The organism is Deinococcus gobiensis I-0, assembly GCF_000252445.1.
Classification (GTDB): Bacteria; Deinococcota; Deinococci; order Deinococcales; family Deinococcaceae; genus Deinococcus; species Deinococcus gobiensis.
On sequence record NC_017805.1, the window covers coordinates 75,243 to 93,464 of the forward strand.

General features: G+C 71.2%; 16 protein-coding genes. 12 read left to right on the plus strand and 4 right to left on the minus strand.

Features of this window, described 5'->3' with window-relative positions:
* Positions 1–26: 26 nt before the first annotated feature.
* Positions 27–902 (minus strand): GntR family transcriptional regulator, encoded by an 876-nt coding sequence (locus DGO_RS15360; RefSeq protein WP_083847390.1) that lies wholly within the window; start codon positions 900–902, stop codon positions 27–29.
* 143 nt (positions 903–1,045) lie between these two features.
* Between DGO_RS15360 and DGO_RS15365 the strand changes: the two genes are divergently transcribed.
* From DGO_RS15365 to DGO_RS15420, 12 genes are all read left to right on the plus strand, one after another.
* Complete coding sequence (locus DGO_RS15365; protein WP_014695467.1) at positions 1,046–2,812, plus strand: ABC transporter substrate-binding protein; 1,767 nt, start codon at positions 1,046–1,048, stop codon at positions 2,810–2,812.
* A gap of 131 nt (positions 2,813–2,943) precedes the next feature.
* The gene (locus tag DGO_RS15370; RefSeq protein ID WP_014695468.1) at positions 2,944–3,915 is read left to right on the plus strand and encodes an ABC transporter permease; all 972 of its coding nucleotides are present in this window, start codon (positions 2,944–2,946) and stop codon (positions 3,913–3,915) included.
* Positions 3,912–5,021: an ABC transporter permease gene (locus DGO_RS15375; protein WP_014695469.1), complete on the plus strand. Its 1,110-nt coding sequence runs from the start codon at positions 3,912–3,914 to the stop codon at positions 5,019–5,021. The genes DGO_RS15370 and DGO_RS15375 overlap by 4 nt, the downstream gene beginning before the upstream one ends.
* A gap of 135 nt (positions 5,022–5,156) precedes the next feature.
* A complete protein-coding gene (locus tag DGO_RS15380) occupies positions 5,157–6,557 on the plus strand; it encodes a tetratricopeptide repeat protein (protein ID WP_014695470.1) in 1,401 nt (466 codons plus the stop codon).
* 44 nt (positions 6,558–6,601) lie between these two features.
* The gene (locus DGO_RS15385) at positions 6,602–7,462 is read left to right on the plus strand and encodes a hypothetical protein (RefSeq protein WP_014695471.1); all 861 of its coding nucleotides are present in this window, start codon (positions 6,602–6,604) and stop codon (positions 7,460–7,462) included.
* A gap of 118 nt (positions 7,463–7,580) precedes the next feature.
* Positions 7,581–8,537 (plus strand): ABC transporter substrate-binding protein, encoded by a 957-nt coding sequence (locus tag DGO_RS15390; RefSeq protein ID WP_014695472.1) that lies wholly within the window; start codon positions 7,581–7,583, stop codon positions 8,535–8,537.
* A complete protein-coding gene (locus DGO_RS15395; RefSeq protein WP_014695473.1) occupies positions 8,534–9,517 on the plus strand; it encodes an ABC transporter substrate-binding protein in 984 nt (327 codons plus the stop codon). Before DGO_RS15390 ends, DGO_RS15395 begins: the two co-directional genes overlap by 4 nt.
* Positions 9,518–9,602: 85 nt before the next feature.
* Entirely contained in the window at positions 9,603–10,553 is a 951-nt protein-coding gene (locus DGO_RS21210; protein WP_014695474.1) for a sucrase ferredoxin, read from the plus strand.
* On the plus strand, positions 10,550–11,527 hold the full coding sequence (locus tag DGO_RS15405; protein WP_014695475.1) for a FecCD family ABC transporter permease: 978 nt from the start codon (positions 10,550–10,552) through the stop codon (positions 11,525–11,527). The genes DGO_RS21210 and DGO_RS15405 overlap by 4 nt, the downstream gene beginning before the upstream one ends.
* A 35-nt stretch (positions 11,528–11,562) precedes the next feature.
* Positions 11,563–12,501 (plus strand): ABC transporter substrate-binding protein, encoded by a 939-nt coding sequence (locus DGO_RS15410; RefSeq protein ID WP_014695476.1) that lies wholly within the window; start codon positions 11,563–11,565, stop codon positions 12,499–12,501.
* Complete coding sequence (locus DGO_RS15415; RefSeq protein ID WP_050920929.1) at positions 12,498–13,520, plus strand: FecCD family ABC transporter permease; 1,023 nt, start codon at positions 12,498–12,500, stop codon at positions 13,518–13,520. The genes DGO_RS15410 and DGO_RS15415 overlap by 4 nt, the downstream gene beginning before the upstream one ends.
* Before the next feature lie 17 nt (positions 13,521–13,537).
* Positions 13,538–14,350 carry an ABC transporter ATP-binding protein gene (locus tag DGO_RS15420; protein ID WP_043804285.1) on the plus strand — a complete coding sequence of 271 codons (813 nt, stop codon included), beginning with the start codon at positions 13,538–13,540 and terminating at the stop codon, positions 14,348–14,350.
* Between the two features lie 60 nt (positions 14,351–14,410).
* Here DGO_RS15420 and DGO_RS15425 read toward each other — a convergent pair whose 3' ends face one another.
* From DGO_RS15425 to DGO_RS15435, 3 genes are all read right to left on the minus strand, one after another.
* Positions 14,411–15,241, minus strand: coding sequence for a uroporphyrinogen-III synthase (locus tag DGO_RS15425; protein WP_014695479.1), 831 nt, complete (start codon positions 15,239–15,241; stop codon positions 14,411–14,413).
* A gap of 264 nt (positions 15,242–15,505) precedes the next feature.
* Positions 15,506–16,948 carry a superoxide dismutase family protein gene (locus DGO_RS15430; protein WP_014695480.1) on the minus strand — a complete coding sequence of 481 codons (1,443 nt, stop codon included), beginning with the start codon at positions 16,946–16,948 and terminating at the stop codon, positions 15,506–15,508.
* A 1-nt stretch (position 16,949) separates the two neighbouring features.
* Complete coding sequence (locus tag DGO_RS15435) at positions 16,950–18,200, minus strand: PQQ-dependent sugar dehydrogenase (RefSeq protein ID WP_014695481.1); 1,251 nt, start codon at positions 18,198–18,200, stop codon at positions 16,950–16,952.
* Between the last annotated feature and the right edge of the window lie 22 nt (positions 18,201–18,222).

Below are 18,222 nucleotides of genomic sequence, written 5' to 3' on the forward strand. Positions count from 1 at the left end.
CAGGCCCAGGATGCGGGGAGGACGGGTCACTCCGGGTCCCCCGTCAGTTCCATCACGAAGTCGTAGCGGTCGCCCCGGTACCATGCGCGGGCGTACTCGACCGGCTGGCCCCCCGGCGTCCACGACACGCGCTCGGTGACCAGCAGCGCCGCGCCGACGGGCAGGCCCAGCAGCGCGCTCAGATCGGGGTCGGCATTCACCGCGCGCAGGTGGCGGATGGCGCGCTGTGGCCGCAGCCCCCGCGCCGTGAGCAGGGCGTACAGGCTCGCGTCGGTCACGTCGGCGGCCGTCAGCTCGCCCACCAGCGCGGCGGGCAGCGTGCTCTCCTCGACGGCCAGCGGTTCGCCGTTCGCGGTGCGCAGCCGCCGCACGCGGTACACGGCCCCCGAGGGCGAGAGCCCCAGCGTCAGCGCCTCGTGCGCGGTGGGCGGCGTGCGCGCGAAATTCAGGACCTGCGCGCCGGGCGTCTGCCCCCGCGAGCGCGCGTCCTCCGAAAAGGAGTTGAGCAGGCCCAGCGGGCGCGGCGCCTCCTGCCCGACCTCCTGCGCGGGCCGGGGCGCGACGAAGGTGCCGCTGCCGTGCCGGCGCGTGAGCAGCCCCGCCTCGGTGAGCTGCGCAAGCGCCTGCCGGACGGTCACGCGCGACACGCCCAGGCGCGCGGCGAGGTCGCGCTCGGCGGGCAGGGCGTGGCCGCCGGGCAGCTCGCCGGCCTCGATGCGCCCGCGCAGCCCGGCCGCCACCTGCACATAGACCGGTGTGGCGCTGCCGGGGTCGAGGGAAAGGTGCCAGGCGTCGGCCTGCGCCCCGCCCCGGTCCCGCGCGGGCACGGGTTGGGATACCGGGGGGGCCGGCACGGGGGTGTCCGGCACCCGGCGGGCCGGCGCGGAAGAGGCTTGAGGCATCGCTGCGACCATACCACTTCAGGACCACTGGCGAAAAGACTTGAAATTGGTCCCAAAGTGGTCTTACTCTGGGCAGCGTTAGCGACAATCTCCGGGTCCGGCCTATCGCCCTTCCCCCATTCCCCCTGTTTCGGAGGCCCTTCATGTCCAGCTCTGCGCTCAAGCGTTCCGCGTTCGTCCTGCTCTCGCTCGCCCTGGCCGGCGGCGCCCTCGCCGCGCCCAAGAAGGTCACGGGCTACGGCGCCCTGGGGGTCGTGAACGGCAAGGCCGGCGGCACCTACACCCTGGCGCTGGGCGACAGCCCCCAGAGCCTGAACTACTACGGCGTGATCGACAACAACCTCGGCCTCGTCGCCCAGCAGATGTTCGACGGGCTGGTCGAGTTCAACTACGCGACCTACAAGATCGAGCCGGCCCTCGCCGAGAGCTGGACCATCAGCCCCGACGGCAAGGTCTATACCTTCAAGCTCCGTCAGGGCGTCAAGTGGAGCGACGGTCAGGACTTCAACGCCGACGACGTGGTGTTCACGTACAAGAACATCATCATGAACCCGGAGGCCCGCGCGGGCGACGCCGGCAACTTCAAGCTCGACGGCAAGGCCATCGAGATCCGCAAGGTGGACGCGGGCACCGTGCAGTTCACGCTGCCGCGCGCCGCCCCGGCCTTCCTGTTGCAGCAGCGCTACTTCATCATGCCGCAGCACAAGCTCGCCAAGTTCTCGCAGGACGGCGGGGCCAAGGCGGCCGACATCAACAACGCCTGGCCCAGCAACGTCGCGCCCGGCGAGGTCGTGGGCACCGGCCCCTTCAAGCTCACGGGCTACACCACCGGCCAGAAGGTCACGCTCGCCAGGAACACCAACTACTGGAAGGTGGACGCGGCCGGCACCAAGCTGCCCTACCTCAGCGGCCTGGAATTCCTGATCATCCGGGACCCGCAGGCCCAGGTCGCGCAGTTCCTGGCCGGCAACCTCGACCAGCTCAACATCTCGGGCGCGCAGTTCCCCGACCTCAAGCAGAAGGAGGTGGCGGGCGCGCCCTTCAAGGTCATCCGCAGCACGGCGCTGTTCGGCAGCCCGCCCTTCGTGGCCTACAACTTCGACGCCAAGGACGCGGCCCTCGCCAAGCTGTTCAGCGACGTGCGTTTCCGGCGCGCCATGCAGGGAGCCGTGAACCGCGAGCGCATCATCGACACCGTGTACAACGGCCTGGCGGGCCTGCCGGGCCACGGGGTCGCGCCGGCCAACAAGGCCTTCTACACGAACACCACCCGCCAGCTCGGCACCTTCGACGTCGCCGCGACGAACAAGGCGCTCGACGCCCTGGGCCTGAGCCGCAAGAACGCGGCGGGCGTGCGCCTGCTGTCGAACGGCCGCCCGCTGGAATTCGACCTGACCTACGGCACCGATTCGAGCGTGTACCCGGCGATGGCGACCATTCTCCAGAGCGACTTCGCCAAGGTGGGCGTGAAGGTCAACCTCAAGGGAATTCTCAGCAGCAAGCTCCTCTCGACCGGCCAGAGCGGCGACTGGGAAATGATCCTGCACGCCTTCGGGGACCAGCCCGACCCCGAACTCCGGCGGCCCATCTGGCAGCCCGGCGGCGCGCTGTACTACTGGCACCGCACGCTGCAACCCGCTCAGGACGGCGGCGCCCCCAACATGGCCCGCATGGCCGGCTGGGAAAAGGACATCTACACCATCTTCAACCAGGCGGCCACCACGACCAGCGCCTCGGCGCGCAAGGCCCTGTACACGCGCTGGCAGCTGCTGTTCGCCCAGAACCTGCCGGTGACGCCCATCGCCAAGCCCGAGAACATCGGCGCGGTGAGCAACAAGTTCGGCAACTACGTCTACAACCTCGGCGTGATCCCGGGCTACAACCCCGTTCCGCTGATCTTCCAGAAGTAACCGCCCGGCGGGGAGACGCGGCCGGGGAGAGGCTGGGCGACGTGCCCCGTCCTTCCCGGCGCTCCGTTTGCCCCCTCCCGTTTCCTGTTTCCGGAGGTGCCCATGTCGCCCATCCTGTCTGCCCCCCAGTCATGCTGACCTTCGCCATCCGCCGCGTGCTGGGCATGATTCCCACCCTGCTGCTCATCTCGCTGGTATGTTTCGTGGTCATCCAGCTCCAGCCCGGCAGCTTCATCGACCAGTACCTCGAAGACCCGCGCGTGACCCGTGAGACGGTGCAGAGCATCACCCGGCAGCTGGGTCTGGACCAGCCCCTCTGGGTGCAGTACCTCTCCTGGATCAAGGGGATCGTCACGCAGGGAGACTTCGGCTACTCCTTCGTCAACGGCCGACCCGTCAGCTCGCTCATCTGGGAGCGCCTGGGCTGGACGGTGTTCCTGGCGCTGCTGACCCTGCTCGTGAGCTGGGCGGTCGCCATTCCGCTGGGCATCTACACGGCCCTGAACCGCCACGGCGTCGGCGCGACGGTCATGAACTTCCTGGGCTACGTGAGCCTCGCCACCCCCGACTTCCTGGTGGCGCTGCTGCTCATCGCGCTCGTGCTGGGCGCGGGGGGCACGAACGTGGGCGGGCTGTTCAGTCCCCAGTTCATCGACGCGCCGTGGTCGTGGGCGCGGGTGGCCGACCTGCTCGCGCACCTGTGGATTCCCATGATCGCCATCGGGCTCGAAGGCGTCGCCAGCCTCATGCGCCAGATGCGCGCCTCGGTCCTCGACGTGATCCACCAGGACTACGTGCGCACGGCGCGCAGCAAGGGCCTCTCGGGGCGGGCGGTGCTGTGGCGCCACGCGGTGCGCAACGCCATCAATCCCCTCATCAGCCTCGCGGGCCTGAGCCTGCCGGCCCTGATTTCGGGGACCATCATCGCCAGCATCGTCCTGAACCTGCCGACCATCGGCCCCTTCCTGTACGACAGCCTGCTGAACAAGGACCAGTACGTCGCCATGACGCTGCTGCTGTTCAGCGCCGTGCTGCTGCTCGTGGGCAATCTGCTCGCCGACCTCGCGCTCGCCTGGGCCGACCCCCGGATCAGGTTCGAATGACCGCCTCGCCTTCTTCCCCCGCCGCGCCGCGCGTCCCCGCCCGGCAGTCCCCGCTGGCCCTGGCCCTGCGGCGCTTCCGCCGCAGCCGGGTGGGCGTGCTGAGCTTCTGGGTGCTCGTCGTGATGTACACGGTGGCCATCTTCGCGGGCTTCCTGTCGCCCTACGGCATCACCACCCAGCACGAGGAGTACCCTTACCAGCGCCCGCAGGCGGTGCATCTCGTCCACGAGGGCCAGCTCCGCACGCCCTTCGTCTACGGCTTCAAGCGTACGCGCGACCCCGTGACCTTCCTCTCGACCTTCGCCGAGGACAGGACGGCGCCGCTGCCCCTCCGGCTGTTCGTGCGCGGCGACGAGTACCGGGTGCTGGGGGTGTTCCGCAGCGACCTGCACCTGTTCGGCGTGCCGGGCGGCACCTACTTTCCGCTGGGCACCGACAAGTTCGGGCGCGACCTGCTCTCGCGGATGCTGGTGGGCTCGCAGGTCAGCCTGACGGTGGGCATCATCGGCATCCTGATCTCCTTTTCCATCGGCATCGTGCTCGGCGGCGTCAGCGGGTACTTCGGCGGCTGGGTGGACAACCTCATCCAGCGCGTGACCGAGGTGCTGCTCTCGTTTCCCCGGCTGCCCATCCTGCTCGCGCTCTCGACCATCATTCCGGCCAAGTGGCCCTCGACCTGGGTGTATCTGGGCATCGTGGCGGTGCTGGCCCTCATCGGCTGGGCGGGGCTGGCGCGGGTGGTGCGCGGTCAGGTGCTCGGCGCGCGCGGCGTGGACTACGTGCAGGCGGCGCGCAGCCTGGGCGCCAGCGACCTGCGCGTGATCCTGCGCCACATCATGCCCAACCTCAGCTCCATCCTCATCGTGACGGCCACGCTGGCGCTGCCCGGCTACATCCTGGGCGAGAGCGCCCTGAGCTTCCTGGGTCTGGGCATCAAGGAACCCATGACGAGCTGGGGCCTGCTGCTGCGTGACGCGCAGAACTTCGAGACCCTGAACCTCTACCCCTGGCTGCTGCTGCCGGGACTGATGATCGTGATCTCGGTGCTCGCCTTCAACTTCCTGGGGGACGCCCTGCGCGACGCGGCCGACACCCAGAGCCGCTAGGGAGCGCGCCCCCACGCCTTCCCTCCGGCCGGGGGCGCCCCGCACCTGCCCGGGGCGTCTTCCGGCCTGCGCGTCCCGCCCTGTCCCGGCCCCACGCCGCCCTCAAGCACGGCGCACACGGTAGACTGAGGGGTAATGATTGATGTGGACACCACCTGGCAGCAGGCATGTGCGGCCCTTGCCAGTGACGAGTACGATACGGCGTTCGGCGTGCTGGAAAGCGCCATGCGCGAAGCCCGCCCCCCGGTGCGCGCCCGTATCGCGCTGCACCTCGCCTCGGCGCAGGCCCTGTACGGCGACCCTGGCGTGCCCGATGTCCGCAAGGCCCTGAACGTCGCCGTGGCGCTGGACCCGGCCCTCGCCGCCGACCCGCTGCGCCGCGCGCTCGACGCCGAACTCGCCGCCCGCACCCAGGGCGAGGAGGCTCCGTCCGTACCCGAGGAACTGCGTACCGATCCTTCGGCGCTGGTGCGCTTCCATACCCTGTGTGCGCTGGCGCTCTCCGGGCACCCGCAGGACGCCCTGGACCTGGGCCTGACCCCGGCCGAGCTGCCCGAGCATCTGCGCTGGCGGCTGCGTTCCTGGCAGGCCGACGCCCACGAGGCGCTGGGCGAATTCCAGGAGGGCGCGCACCTGTACGCCGAGGCCGCCCACCTCGCCCGGGGCCTGAACCGCGCGGTCATGCTTCAGGAGCAGGCGGCGCTGCTGCTGCAACTCGGGCAGCCGGGCGAGGCCGCGCGCGTGCTGGAGCAGGCGCGCGCGCTGTACACCGGCCGCGACCCCGAGGAGGAGCTGAACCTCGCCACCTGGCAGTACCTCCAGGCCCAGGCGCTGCTGGGGCAGGGGCAGCCCGACGCCGCCCTGGTCGCCGTCGAGGAGGCCGCGCGCCTGGAAGCCCGGCAGGGCGAACACAGCTACGGCGTGGCGCTGGTGCGCGGGCAGGTGCTGACCCACCTGGGGCGGCAGGAGGCGGCCCTGAAGGCCTTCGAGCAGGCGCTGAACCTCGCCTCGCCCGGCGACCGGCCCTACGCCAACCACGAACTCGGGGTGGCGCTGCTGGACCTCGACCGGCCCGTCGAGGCGCGCGAGAAGCTCGAAGCGGTCCTGAGTGACCCCGAGTACCCCTATCTGCCCGAGGTGCTGGCCGACGTGGCCGAGTGCGATTACCGCCTGGGCCGCCTGCCCGAGGCGCAGCAGACCGCCGAGCAGGCGCTCGCGCAGGGGGCGGTCATCCCGGCGAGTCTGGTACTCGGCAACGTGGCGCTGGACTACTACCACCTCGACGAGGCGCTGGAGCACTACGAACGTGTGGTGCGCGAGGCCGCCCCCGAGAGCCGCGACTGGGTGACGGGCCACCAGATGGCCGCCGACGTGATGGCGCAGCAGGGTTTCACCGACCCCGCCGCCGCCTACGCGCATGCCCAGCAGGCGCTGGCCCACACGCCCGAGAGCGACGACTGGTACGTGACCCTGCAAGACCACCTGCGCCGCGCGGGCGAACTGATGGGCAGCTCGCGGGGCCGGACGCTGAACTGAACACAGAGGCTCCGGCCGCCCACACCCGGCAGGGGAGACGCCGCATGAATCCAGCCCAACCGATGCATCCCGACGAACGCGCCCTGAAGCTGACCCGCGCCCTCCAGGACTACGATCTCGACGCGCTGTTGCCCCTTCTCGAGGCCGACCTGCGCTGGCCGCGCAAGCAGCTGCACAGCAACCTGCGGCTGATCTTCGCGGCGGCCCAGCAGGCCGGCATCAATCTCCTGCGGCCCCCCGAAGATTTCCAGACGTGGCTTCAGGTCCCGCTGCGCGAGACGGTGCGCGGCCCCGGCACGGCCAAGGTGAACACCATCACCGCGCGGCTCTCGACCCTGTCGCAGCTCTACAACGTGCTGATGGACGAGGGCCTGGTGCTGCGTCACCCCCTGCGCGGCCTGGAACGCCCCGCCGCGCAGCGCACCCCCGACACGCTGCCCGCGCGGGAGGACATCGCGCGTCTGCTCGTGCACGCCGAGGACGACCCCGCACTGCACGCCGCCCTCACCCTGATCTACCACCACGCCGTGCAGGTCGCCGAACTGGTGGCCCTGCGCTGGCCCGCCTTCCTGCATGCCGACGGCACGCTGCTGCGCCGCCGCACCGTCACCCGGCTCGACGAGGCGAGCTACCGCGCCCTCGATCGCCTGCTGGCCGGGGCCGGGGGACCGCTCGCGGAGCCGCAGGGCCGCATCTTTCCCTACGACCACAACGACGCCCTGCGCACGCGCATCTTCCAGGTCTCGCGCGCGGCGGGCGTCTCTTTCATCAACCCGGCGCGGCTGCGCAAGGCGGCCCTGCGCGACTTCGTGCTCACGCCGGACCAGGCGGGTTTCATCGGGGAGCACACCTTCGAGCTGGCCCGCACCCTGGCCCAGGGTCTCGCCCCGGACGGCCAGGACTAGCTTCAGGCCGCTCCTGGGGGCCTTTTCTTAAAACTTGACTAAGTCGCTTGGAATACAGCAGGATAGCGCCACTGCGCTTTGGCGGCCCTGTGTGGCCGCGCGCCGCGAGGAGCCGTGTATGTCCAGAGATAAACTTGCCCTGACCTTTGCCGCCCTTGCCCTGGCCGGCACCGCCGCCGCCCAGACCCTGAACGTCAAGCACGACGAGGGCACCAGTCCGGTGAAGGCCAACCCCCAGCGCATCGTCGTGATGGACGAGGAGTCGCTGGGCTGGATTTCGGCGCTGGGCCTGAGCGACCGGATCGTGGGCCTGGGCAGCGCGTACATCACGCCCGCCGACGTGACCGGCACCGTCATCAAGCCCGCCGTGCTGCGCGGCGGCTTCTTCGGGCGCGCCGGGCTGAAGAACCCCGCCTACGTGGGCGACTGGCAAAAACCCAGCCTGGAGACCATCGCGTCCCTCAAGCCCGACCTGATCGTCCGGCTGACCTGGGACGGCAACCAGAACTACGACAACCTGAGCAAGATCGCCCCCGTGCTGGGCTACAGGGAGGGCGGCGCGGGTTTCTGGCAGAAGGGTGTACGCGACCTGGGGCGTATCTTCGGCAAGCAGGTGCAGGCCGAACAGGTCATCAAGAACGTCGCCGACACCAACCGCGCCAACGCCCGCAGCCTGCTGGCGGCCGGCGTGTTCAGCAAGTATCCCAAGGTGATCGTGGTGGCGCCCTTCTCGGGGGGCAACAACTGGGTCTACACGGCGACCCGCCTGATTCCCGACCTCCAGGCCCTGGGCTTCAAGAACGCCTACCGCCCCGGCAAGACCGTGCTGGGTGTGGGCGAGCAGATCAGCGACGAGGCCCTCCTGGGTCTGGACAAGCAGACCCTCGTGGTGCTGTTTCCTCCCGGCGGCAAATACAACGGCGCCGAGGCCTTCCTGAAGACCCCGGTCGGCCAGCGCCTCGCCGCCCAGAGCGTGCTGTACGTGCCCGAGGACTACAGCGCCTACACCGGTCCGCTGGTGTCGGTGCGCAACAGCAACGACCTCACCAAGCTGATCCTGGAGAAGACCAAATGAACAAGACGGCCCTGCTGCTCGCCGCCCTGAGTCTGGCCTCCGCCACGGCCCAGACGGCCCGGGCCCAGACCACCCTGTCCGTCAAGCACGACGAGGGCACGGCCCAGGTCAAGGCCAACCCCCAGCGCGTGGTCGTGCTCGACGAGGAGATGCTGGGCTGGATGTACGCCCTGGGTCTGGGCGGCCGCGTGGTGGGGGTTGGCGGTCCCCGCGTCCAGCCCTCGGACTTCTCGGCGGCCGGGGCCATCCGGCCCGAGCGCGCCAGGGTGGGCTTCCTGGGGCGCGGCGCGCTGAATCCGGCCGCCCGGTTCGTCGGGACTTGGACCGCCCCCAACCTGGAGACCATCGCGGCGCTCAAGCCCGACCTGATCCTCCGCTCGACCTGGGCGGGCAACACCAATTACGACAACCTCAGCAGGATCGCCCCGACCGTCGGCTACGCCGAGGCCCAGGCCGGGTACTGGCGCGACGATCTGCGCGCCGTCGCCCGCATCTTCGGCAAGCAGGTGCAGGCCGAGCAGGTCATCAAAACTGTCGCCGACACCAACCGCGTCAACGGCCAGAAGCTGCTGGCGGCGGGGGCATTCCGCAAGTACCCCAAGGTCGTCGTGATTTCGCCCTTCCCCGGCGGCACGAACTACGTCAACTCGGCCAAACGGGTCATCGACGACCTCAAGGCCCTGGGCTTCGGCGACGCGCTGAACGGCCGGGCCAAGACCACGCTGGGCATCGCCTCGGTCATCAGCGACGAGACGCTCGTGAACCTCGACAAGAAGACGCTGGTCGTGCTGCTGCCGCCCGGACGCGACGACAGCGCCAAGGCGGCGCTCGACGGCTTCCTGGCCTCGGTGGTCGGCCAGCGTCTCAAGGACCAGATCATCTCCTACGAGATGGAGCCGTACTCGCCCTGGACGGGACCGCTGGTGTCCACCAAGGTCAGCGGCGACCTGACCCGTCTGGTGCTGGAGAAGGTGAAGTGAGGCCGGGCCTGCGCCGCGCCTGGACGGTGGGCCGCCCGGCCCCCAGCCTGTGCCTGACGCGGCAGGGGCGGAGGGTCGAGCGCGCATGACCTCCGCTTCCGGAACGGCTCCCCGCCTCGCCCTGTGCGCCGACCTGTCGCGCGCCGCGAACGAAGACCCCATCGCCACCGCGCCGCACTGGCAGGAACTCACGGTCCTGGAACTCGACGTGCCGGTGTGGGCCCGCCTGCGCGACGTAGCGAACTGGACCTCGCAGCAGAGCGGCCTCTTCGGGCGCCTGCGGGACAAGGTCGAGGCGAGCGGTGCGGGCTTCGGCCTGCTCATGTCGGCGCCGCCCACGCGGGGCGCTCCGCTGGCCGTGCGCCACTACGTGCGCGCGGGCGGCGGCTACGCGCGGCGCGACTACGTGACGGACCTGCCCCAGGACGCCTGGGCCGACGGGTTGATCGACACCCTGCTGGAGCCTGAGCGCCTGACCGCCTGGACCCCGCGCGAGGTGCCGGCGCAGGGCGCGGACCTGCACGTGTGTACCCACGGCACGGTGGACGCCGCCTGCGGGCGCTACGGCGTGCCGGTGTACCAGGCCCTCGTGGGGGCGGGCGAGCGCGGCTGGCGCACCGGGCACTTCGGCGGTCACCGGCTGGCCGCGACCGCCGTCGAGCTGCCCAGCGGACTGCTGTGGGCACACCTGACCCCCGAACTGGTCCTGAAGATCGCCCGGCGGGAAGGCCACCCCGCCGACTATGCCCGGCATCTGCGCGGCTACAGCGGTCTCCCGGCGCTGGCCCAGGTCGTGGACCGCGAACTGCTCGTGCGCCGGGGCTGGTCCTGGCTCGACGCCGACCGGCAGGCCGAGGTGCGCGGCGAAGCGGTGCACCTGACCTACCGGCTGCCCGGAGGCGGGGGGGGCGAGGTCTGGGCGACCGTGAAGCCCGCGCCGAGCCTGCACCTGCCGGGGTCGAGCCACGACGCCGGGCTGTCCGAGGTGCGGCAGTACCGTCTGGGCGAATGGCACGAGCGGGCGGTGCGTCCATGAGTCGCCCGCTGTGGCTGGTCGTGGGCGCGGCGGCACTGGTCGCCGCGCTCATCGCCTCGCTGGCGCTGGGGGCCAGCGAGATTCCCTGGCGCGAGGTGCTGCGGCTGCTGCGCGCGCCCGACGACTCGACCAACAGTCTGGTCATCCAGACCATCCGCCTGCCGCGCACGCTCGTCGCCGCGCTGGCGGGAGCGGGGCTGGGGGTCGCCGGGCTGCTGCTCCAGGGCGTGACCCGCAACCCGCTGGCCGACCCCGGCATCCTGGGGGTCGAGGCGGGCGGGGCCTTCGCCATCCTGATGATGGTGGTGTTCTTTCCGGGCGCGCCCTCGGCGCTGTTCGTACCGGCGGCTTTTCTGGGCGGTCTGGTGGCGGCGGGGGTCGCCTACGGCGTGGCCCGCAGCATCGGGGCCACACCCCTGCGCCTGGCGCTGGCGGGCGTGGCGATCGCCAGTCTGATCGGCGCGGGCACCCGCACGGTCCAGATCCTGTTCGAGGAACGCGCGCAGGGCGCCCTGTTCGCCCTGTCGGGGTCGGTCGCCGGGCGCACCTGGGAGCAGGTCTCGCAGGTGGCCCCCTGGATGCTGGGCGGGCTGCTGCTCGCCATACTGATCTCGCCGCGCGTGAACGTGCTGTCGCTGGGCGAGGACGTGGCCCGCAGCCTGGGCGCACGCACCGAGCGCGACAGCCTGATCGTGACCGGCCTGGGCGTGCTGCTCGCGGCGGCCTCGGTCAGCGTGGTCGGGCCGATCGGCTTCGTCGGGCTGGTCGTGCCGCATGCCGCGCGCACCCTGGCCGGGCCGGACCACCGTTTCAGCGTGCCCCTCTCGGCGCTGCTGGGCGCGGCCTTCCTGGTCGTGGCCGACATCGCCGCCCGCCTCGTGGACCGCCCGGCCGAGACCCCGGTGGGCATCCTCGTCGCGGTGGCGGGCGCGCCCTTCTTCGTCGTGCTGGCCCGCCGCATCGGCCGCCGCTGACCTTCATGTTCCTATCCCTTCCGGAGACTTTCGCCATGCACAGACGTTCCCTGACGCCCCTCCTGCTCGCCGCCCTGCTGGGCATCCCGGCCTGGGCGGCCCCCGTGACCGTCGGGCACGGGCGCGGCACCCTGACCCTCCCGGCGCCGGCGACGCGCGTGGCCGCGCTGGAATACTCGTTCGTGGACACCCTGCTCGCCCTGGGCGTGCGCCCGGTCGGCGCGGCGCTGGGCACCCAGGGCGGCGACCGGGGCGCGCCTCCCTACCTCCAGGCGCAGGTCCGGGGCATTGCGGCGACCGGCAGCCGCGCCCAGCCCAGCCTCGAAGCGCTGGCCGCCGTCCGCCCCGACGTGATCCTGGCCGACGAGTTCGTGCACAAGGACCTGTACCCGCAGCTCACGCGTCTGGTCCCCACCACCGCCTTCCAGAGCCGCCGGGGCGACCTGGCCGACCTGAACGCCCAGACCCTCGCCATCGGGCGGCTCGTGGGCCGCGAGGCCGCTGCCCGTCGCCTGCTGGCCGACCAGGCCTCGCTGAACGCCAAGGCGCGCGCCTTCGCCAGAAAGGGCGCGCCCGCCTTCGTGGCGGCCGTGGTCACGCCGGGCAGCTTCACGGTGCACAGCGACCAGAGTTTCGTGGGCAGCTTCCTGGAGGCGCTGGGCCGCAAGAACCAGCTCGCCCCCAAGGGTGGCCAGAGCCAGTACGACCTGTCGCTGGAGGGCCTCGTCGCCCTGAATCCGGCCTCTCTGGTGCTGTTCACGGCTCCCGACGAGGTGCCCCTCACCGAAACCTGGAAGAAAAGCCCGCTGTGGCCGCGCCTGAGCGCCGTGCAGCGCGGCCGGGTCTACGTGTTCAACCGGGACAACTGGACGCGGGGGCGTGGCCCGCAGGCCCTCAAGCTCATGGTGGCCGAAACCATCCGCAGCCGTTTCCTGCAAGACGCCGCGCCGGCGACGGGCTTCGGGACGCCGTGACGAGGGTCCGCCTTCCCGGGCCGCGCTTCACGACCCCGCGCGCCGTGGGCATCCTGCTGGTCCTCGCGGCGCTCACGCTGGTCCTCGCGGTGCTGGCCCTGGGACTGGGGGCCGTACGCACGCCGCCCGCCGACGTATGGCAGGTGCTCCTCGGGCGCGGCGACGACCTGACGCGGCAACTCGTGCTGGAGCTGCGTGCGCCGCGCATCGTGGTGGCCCTGCTGACCGGGGCCATGTTCGCCGCCTCGGGGGCCATGATGCAGGGCGTGATCCGCAACCCGCTCGCCTCGCCCGACCTCATCGGTGTGGGCGCGGGCGCGGGGCTGGCAGCCACCCTCTTTCTGCTCGCGTGGCCGGGTGCGCCGGCCGGCGGACTGCCCTGGGCCGCGCTGGCCGGGGCCTGGGGGGGCTTCGGGCTGGTGCTGCTGCTGGCGCGCGAGTGGTCCGGCAGCAACAGCCTGCATCCGGTGCGCCTCGCGCTGGTGGGGGTGGCGGTCGCGGCGGCGCTGGGCGCGGCGCAGCAGCTCGTCCTCGTACGTGCGCCCGACGGCCTGGGCGCGGCCCTGAGTTTCCTGGCCGGCACGGTCTACGGGGCCGACAGCGTGCGTGCGCTGCGGGTGCTGCCCTGGGCCCTGGTGCTGCTGCCGGCCGGAATCCTGCTCTCACGCACCCTGGATATCCTCAACCTCGGTGAGGACCTCGCCACCAGCCTGGGTACCCGCGTCGCCGCCATGCGCCTGCTGTGCCTGTCGGTCGCTGTAGCGCTGGCGGGGGCCGCCGTGACGGGAGCGGGGATTCTCGGCTTCGTCGGGCTGCTGGCCCCGCACCTGGCCCGGCTGCTGGTGGGCGCGCGCCACGGCCGGATGCTGCCGGTGTCCATGCTGCTCGGCGCGCTGCTGGTGCTGGCCGCCGATACGCTGGGCCGCGCGCTGATCCCGCCCATCGAGGTGCCGGCCGGGATCTTCACCACGCTGGTGGGCGCGCCCTATTTCCTGTACCTGCTGCGGCGCTCCGCATGACCCCCGAGGACTTTCCCATGACCCACATTCCCGCCCCTCCGAGCGACTCGCCGCTCTCGACCGACAAGCTCCGGCTCGGCTACGGCCAGACCGTCATCGTGCCCGACATGAACCTGCGCCTGCCCGGCGGCAAGGTCACGAGCATCATCGGCCCCAACGGCTGCGGCAAGAGCACCCTCTTGCGCGCCCTGGCCCGGCTGCTGCCCACCACGGGCGGCCACGTGCAGCTCTACGGTCAGGCGCTGCACAGCCTGCCCGCCAAGGAGATCGCCCGGCGGCTGGCCATCCTGCCCCAGGGGCCGACCGCGCCCGAGGGCCTCTCGGTCGAGGAACTCGTGTGGTTCGGGCGACACCCGCACCAGGGCCGCTTTCCGGTGCGCCGCGAGGAGGACCGTGAGGCGGTCGCGTGGTCGCTGGCCCAGACCGGCATGACCGTCTTTGCCAGCCGGCCGCTCGAAGCGCTCTCGGGCGGGCAGCGCCAGCGCGCCTGGATCGCCATGAGCCTCGCGCAGCAGACCGACATCCTGCTGCTCGACGAGCCGACCACCTACCTCGACCTTTCGCACCAGCTCGAAGTGCTGCATCTCGCCGGCCGCCTGAACACCGAGCAGGGCAAGACGGTCGTGATGGTGCTGCACGACCTCAACCAGGCCGTGCGCTACAGCGACGAGATCGTGGCGATGCACAGGGGCGAGGTGTACGCCCAGGGCCACCCCGAGGACGTGCTGACCCCCGAACTGCTGCGCGACGTGTTCGGGTTGCGGGCCCACATCCTCTCCGACCCCGACACGGGGCGGCCCTACATCATTCCCTACGCGCTGACGCGCTGAGAAAGGCGGCGGAGGCGGGGGGCCTGTCTGGTCCCCGCCTCCGCGCCGTGTCCTGCCTGCCTAGGCCGTCTTGCGCAGCCGTCCGCGCAGCAGCGCCGGGGCCTGGGCCGCCGCGAGGCGCACCAGGGCGTCCATCTTGTAGGGGCTGGCTTCCAGGTGGACCGGGATACCCAGGTCGGCGGCGGCCTCGCTGCACGCCGGCCCGATGCTCACGACGACCATACGCGAGAGGGCGGCGCGGGTCTCGGCGAGCAGCTTCATGCGCTCGGCGTATTTCAGGAAGTGCAGGGCCTGGATGCCGCTGGAGAGCAGCAGCACGTCCGGGCCGCCCAGCACGCAGTCGCGCACGGCCTGGGCCAGCGGCGCGCTGTCGGTGGGAAAGGCGCAGCGGTACAGCGGGAGGCTGCTCAGGCGCAGGCCCGCGTAGCTCAGTTCGCGCGCCGTCAGGGCGGGCATGGCCTCGCCGTATTCCAGCAGCGCCGCGTGCTGCCCCGGTTCCAGCACCCGCAGCAGCGTGGCCTGGATGTCGTCCCAGTCGGAGCCGAGCTGGTCATGGCCCAGGGGCCGGGCGTGCAGCCCCGCCTCCGCGAGGACTGCGCGCGCCGCCCGGCCAGCGAACAGCGGCACGCCCGACAGCGCCAGCACGCCGGAATCGCCGAGTTCACGCAGGAACATCCGCGTGGCGGCGGCTCCGGGGCAGACCACCGCGTGCAGGTCGCCCGCCGCGAGCGCCTGCCCGAACCCTGAAAGCGCCCCGCTCAGGTCCAGTTTCTGCTCGCGCATGCTGGGGGCCATCACCGCTTGCCCGCCGTGCGCCCGGATCAGCCGTTCCATCTCCTCGGTGCGCCGCGATTCCAGACTCAGGACCTGCAGACCTTCAAACCATTCCATACGTGACCTCGGCAAACGGGAGAGAACATCGGCCGCGCCAATTGCGGCGGCCCCTGCCGGGCGTCCCTGGGGGGACCACACCGGCTCGCCCCTATTCAGCCTGATTTTTTGCAGGTTGTCAAACTTTTCTATACCAATATGCAAAATATGGCAGTAAATCGGTAGATTGAGCGCGGAAAATCTCCGGACGATGTCGCGGGGGTCTGGCGCCCATGACAAAGCGCCGCCGGAGCGGGTCCGGTCGGCGCGGCAGAAGGGCGGCCTCTAGAATTTAGGGAAGCGGGTGAGCCGGAAGGGCGTCTCGGGCGTGCCGCCCTGCAACTTGTCGAGCTGGCCCTGCGAGACGATCAGGTCGCCGCCGATGGCCGCGAGGGTGGTCGGGAAGCGCAGGCCGGTGACGGGTTCCTCGGCCGTGACCTGCCCGCTGGCGTAGTCGGCGCCCAGCGTCACCTTGCTGATGATCCCGTCCTTGTTGCGCGAGACGTACAGCGTGCGGCCGTCGAGCAGCAGGCCGTCGCCGTTGTTCAGGCCGCCCATCACCCGGCGGATGGCCTTGCTGCGCAGGTCGATGCGCCACAGGTCGCCGGTATTGAGCTTCACGGCCAGCAGGTAACGGCCGTCCGGGGTCGCCACGACGCCGTTGAGGTTCAGGCCCGGCCCGTAGCGGATGGGCGTGCCCGCGAGGCTCAGCCACTCGCTGATCCTCAGGTCCGGGGTCACGCGGTAGATCGCCGGGCGGGTCGAGTCGGTCACGTACACGCTGCCGTCGGGGGCGGGCGCGAGGTCGTTGAGGTAGGCATTCGGGCTCCTGGGCGTCTCCAGCACGGCGACCGGCGCGCCGTCGGGGCTCAGGACGCTCACGGTGCCCTGGGCGCCGCCCGCGATCCACAGCCGGCCCTGCGTGTCCACCTTCAGGCCCAGGGCGCTGGCACGGCCCACCGCGCCGCCCTCGCTGAACTTGCTCACCGCGCCGGTCGCGGCGTTCACCGCGTAGATGGTGCCGCTCTGCGCGCTGCCGGCATAGATCACGCCTTTGCGGGCGTCGTAGGCCACACCCTCGGGGAAGTCCTGGGCGCCGGGCAGCGCGTAGTCGCGCGCCGCATAGTTCGTGCGCGTCAGCACGCCGCAGCGTTCGCGCGCGCCGGTCAGGCCCGAGGGGTCGGACTTGTAGTCGTCGGGCTGCGCGTGGATGACGAGCGAGCGGTTCAGCACGCCGTCCATGCCCGTCAGGCTGAGCTTGTCGGTCATGAAGGTCGCGCGGCCTACCCCGTCGGCCCCCACGTTCAGCATCGGCAGGTCGCCGCCGTGCCCGGCGGTGTTCGGGGCGGTGGGCGCGTCGTGGTTGCCGGTCCTGCCCGGGTCGAAGTGCCCCCCCGCGCCGCCGAACGCGACGACCGTATTCGTGGCCGCGTCCACGCCCGGCGTGCAGCGCCCGAATTCGTGGACATGCATGCCGTGCTGGCCGGGCTTCAGGCCGCGCGCCTCGACGCGGACCTGCACGCCCATCCCCATCTGGCGCAGGGTCACGGTGCCCTGGGCGGTGCCCTGCGGGTCACGCAGCGTGGCGGTGGCCGCGAGCGCGGTGCCCGCCGGGGCCGCCGCATTCGTGGGGGCAGGCATGGGCGCCGTCATGGGCAGGCCCGCCCCACCCGCCGAGGCGGTGCCCAGCAGCAGCGCGCCCCCCAGGAGCATCTTCAACCGGCCCATGTTATTGCCCTCCTGTGTAGCGCACGCGGTACAGGACGCCGCTCTGGTCGTCGGTGAACAGCAGGCTGCCGTCGGTGTAGGTCGCCACGCCGGCCACCCGCCCGAACTGCTTCCAGCCGCCCCCATCCTGATACACGAAGCCGGTCACGAACGGCTCGATCTTTTCGGGCTTGTTGTCTGCCCCAAAGACCAGCCGGGCGATCTCGTAGCCGCTGGGTTCGTTGCGGTTCCACGAGCCGCGGTAGGCGATGAAGGCGTCGTTGCGGTACTCGGCCGGGAAAGCGGTGCCGGTGTAGAAGTTCATGGCGATGGCGGCGGCGTGCGCGGTGTAGTTCAGGACGCTGCCCTGGGTGCCCGCGCAGTAGGCGGCCTTGGTGATCTTGCCGGGGATGTTGCCCACGTTCACGAAGGGGTCGGGCTGCTTGTCGCCGTAGCAAAACGGCCAGCCGTAGTTCTTGCCCCGCTCGATCACGTTGATCTCCTCGGGCGGAATGTTGTCTCCGTGCCAGTCGCTGCCCTGATCGGCGCCGTACAGCACGCCCGTCACCGGGTGCCAGCCGAAGCCGATGGTGTGGCGCAGGCCGCGCGCATAGACCTCGCGGGTCTTGCCGTCGGGCGTGAGGCGCAGCATCGTCGCCTCCTCGGGGTTCTGGGTGGGCGAGTCGTTGTTGGTCGAGCCGAAGGTGGCGTACAGATACCCGTCCGGCCCCCAGGCGAGGTCGCGCGCCGGGTGCTGGCCCGCGTCGGGGAAGCCGTCGGCGAACACGCGCGGCACGCTCAGGCCGCCGTCCTTCGACATCGTCATCACCCAGATGGTCTTTTCTCCGACCACGTACAGCTTGCCGTCCCGCACGTCCATGCCGTGGGCGGCCTTCATGTTCTGCGCGACCTGCCGGCGCTCGCCGACGCTGATCTGGCCGTCGTTGTTCGTGTCTTTCATGTACCACACGTCGCCCTGCGCGCGGCGCGACAGATAGATGCCGCCGTCGGGCATCACGTGCAGCATGCGCGCGTTGCCCAGGCCGGTCGCCATGGCGCTGATGGTGAAGCCGGCCGGTACCTTCAACCGGGCGAGCTTGTCGGCCGTGTACTCCAGCGGCGTGGGCTCGTTGCGGGTCACGGTGGCGCTCACGGGCGGCTCGGCGGGTGCGATGGGCCGGGCGGTGGGGGCGGGGGATGACTGGGCGAGGGCCGTTCCGGGCAAGACGCCGAGAAGGGCCGCCGTCAGGGCGGTCAGGGTGGGATGTCGCATGGGTTGTCGTGGCCTCCGGAGT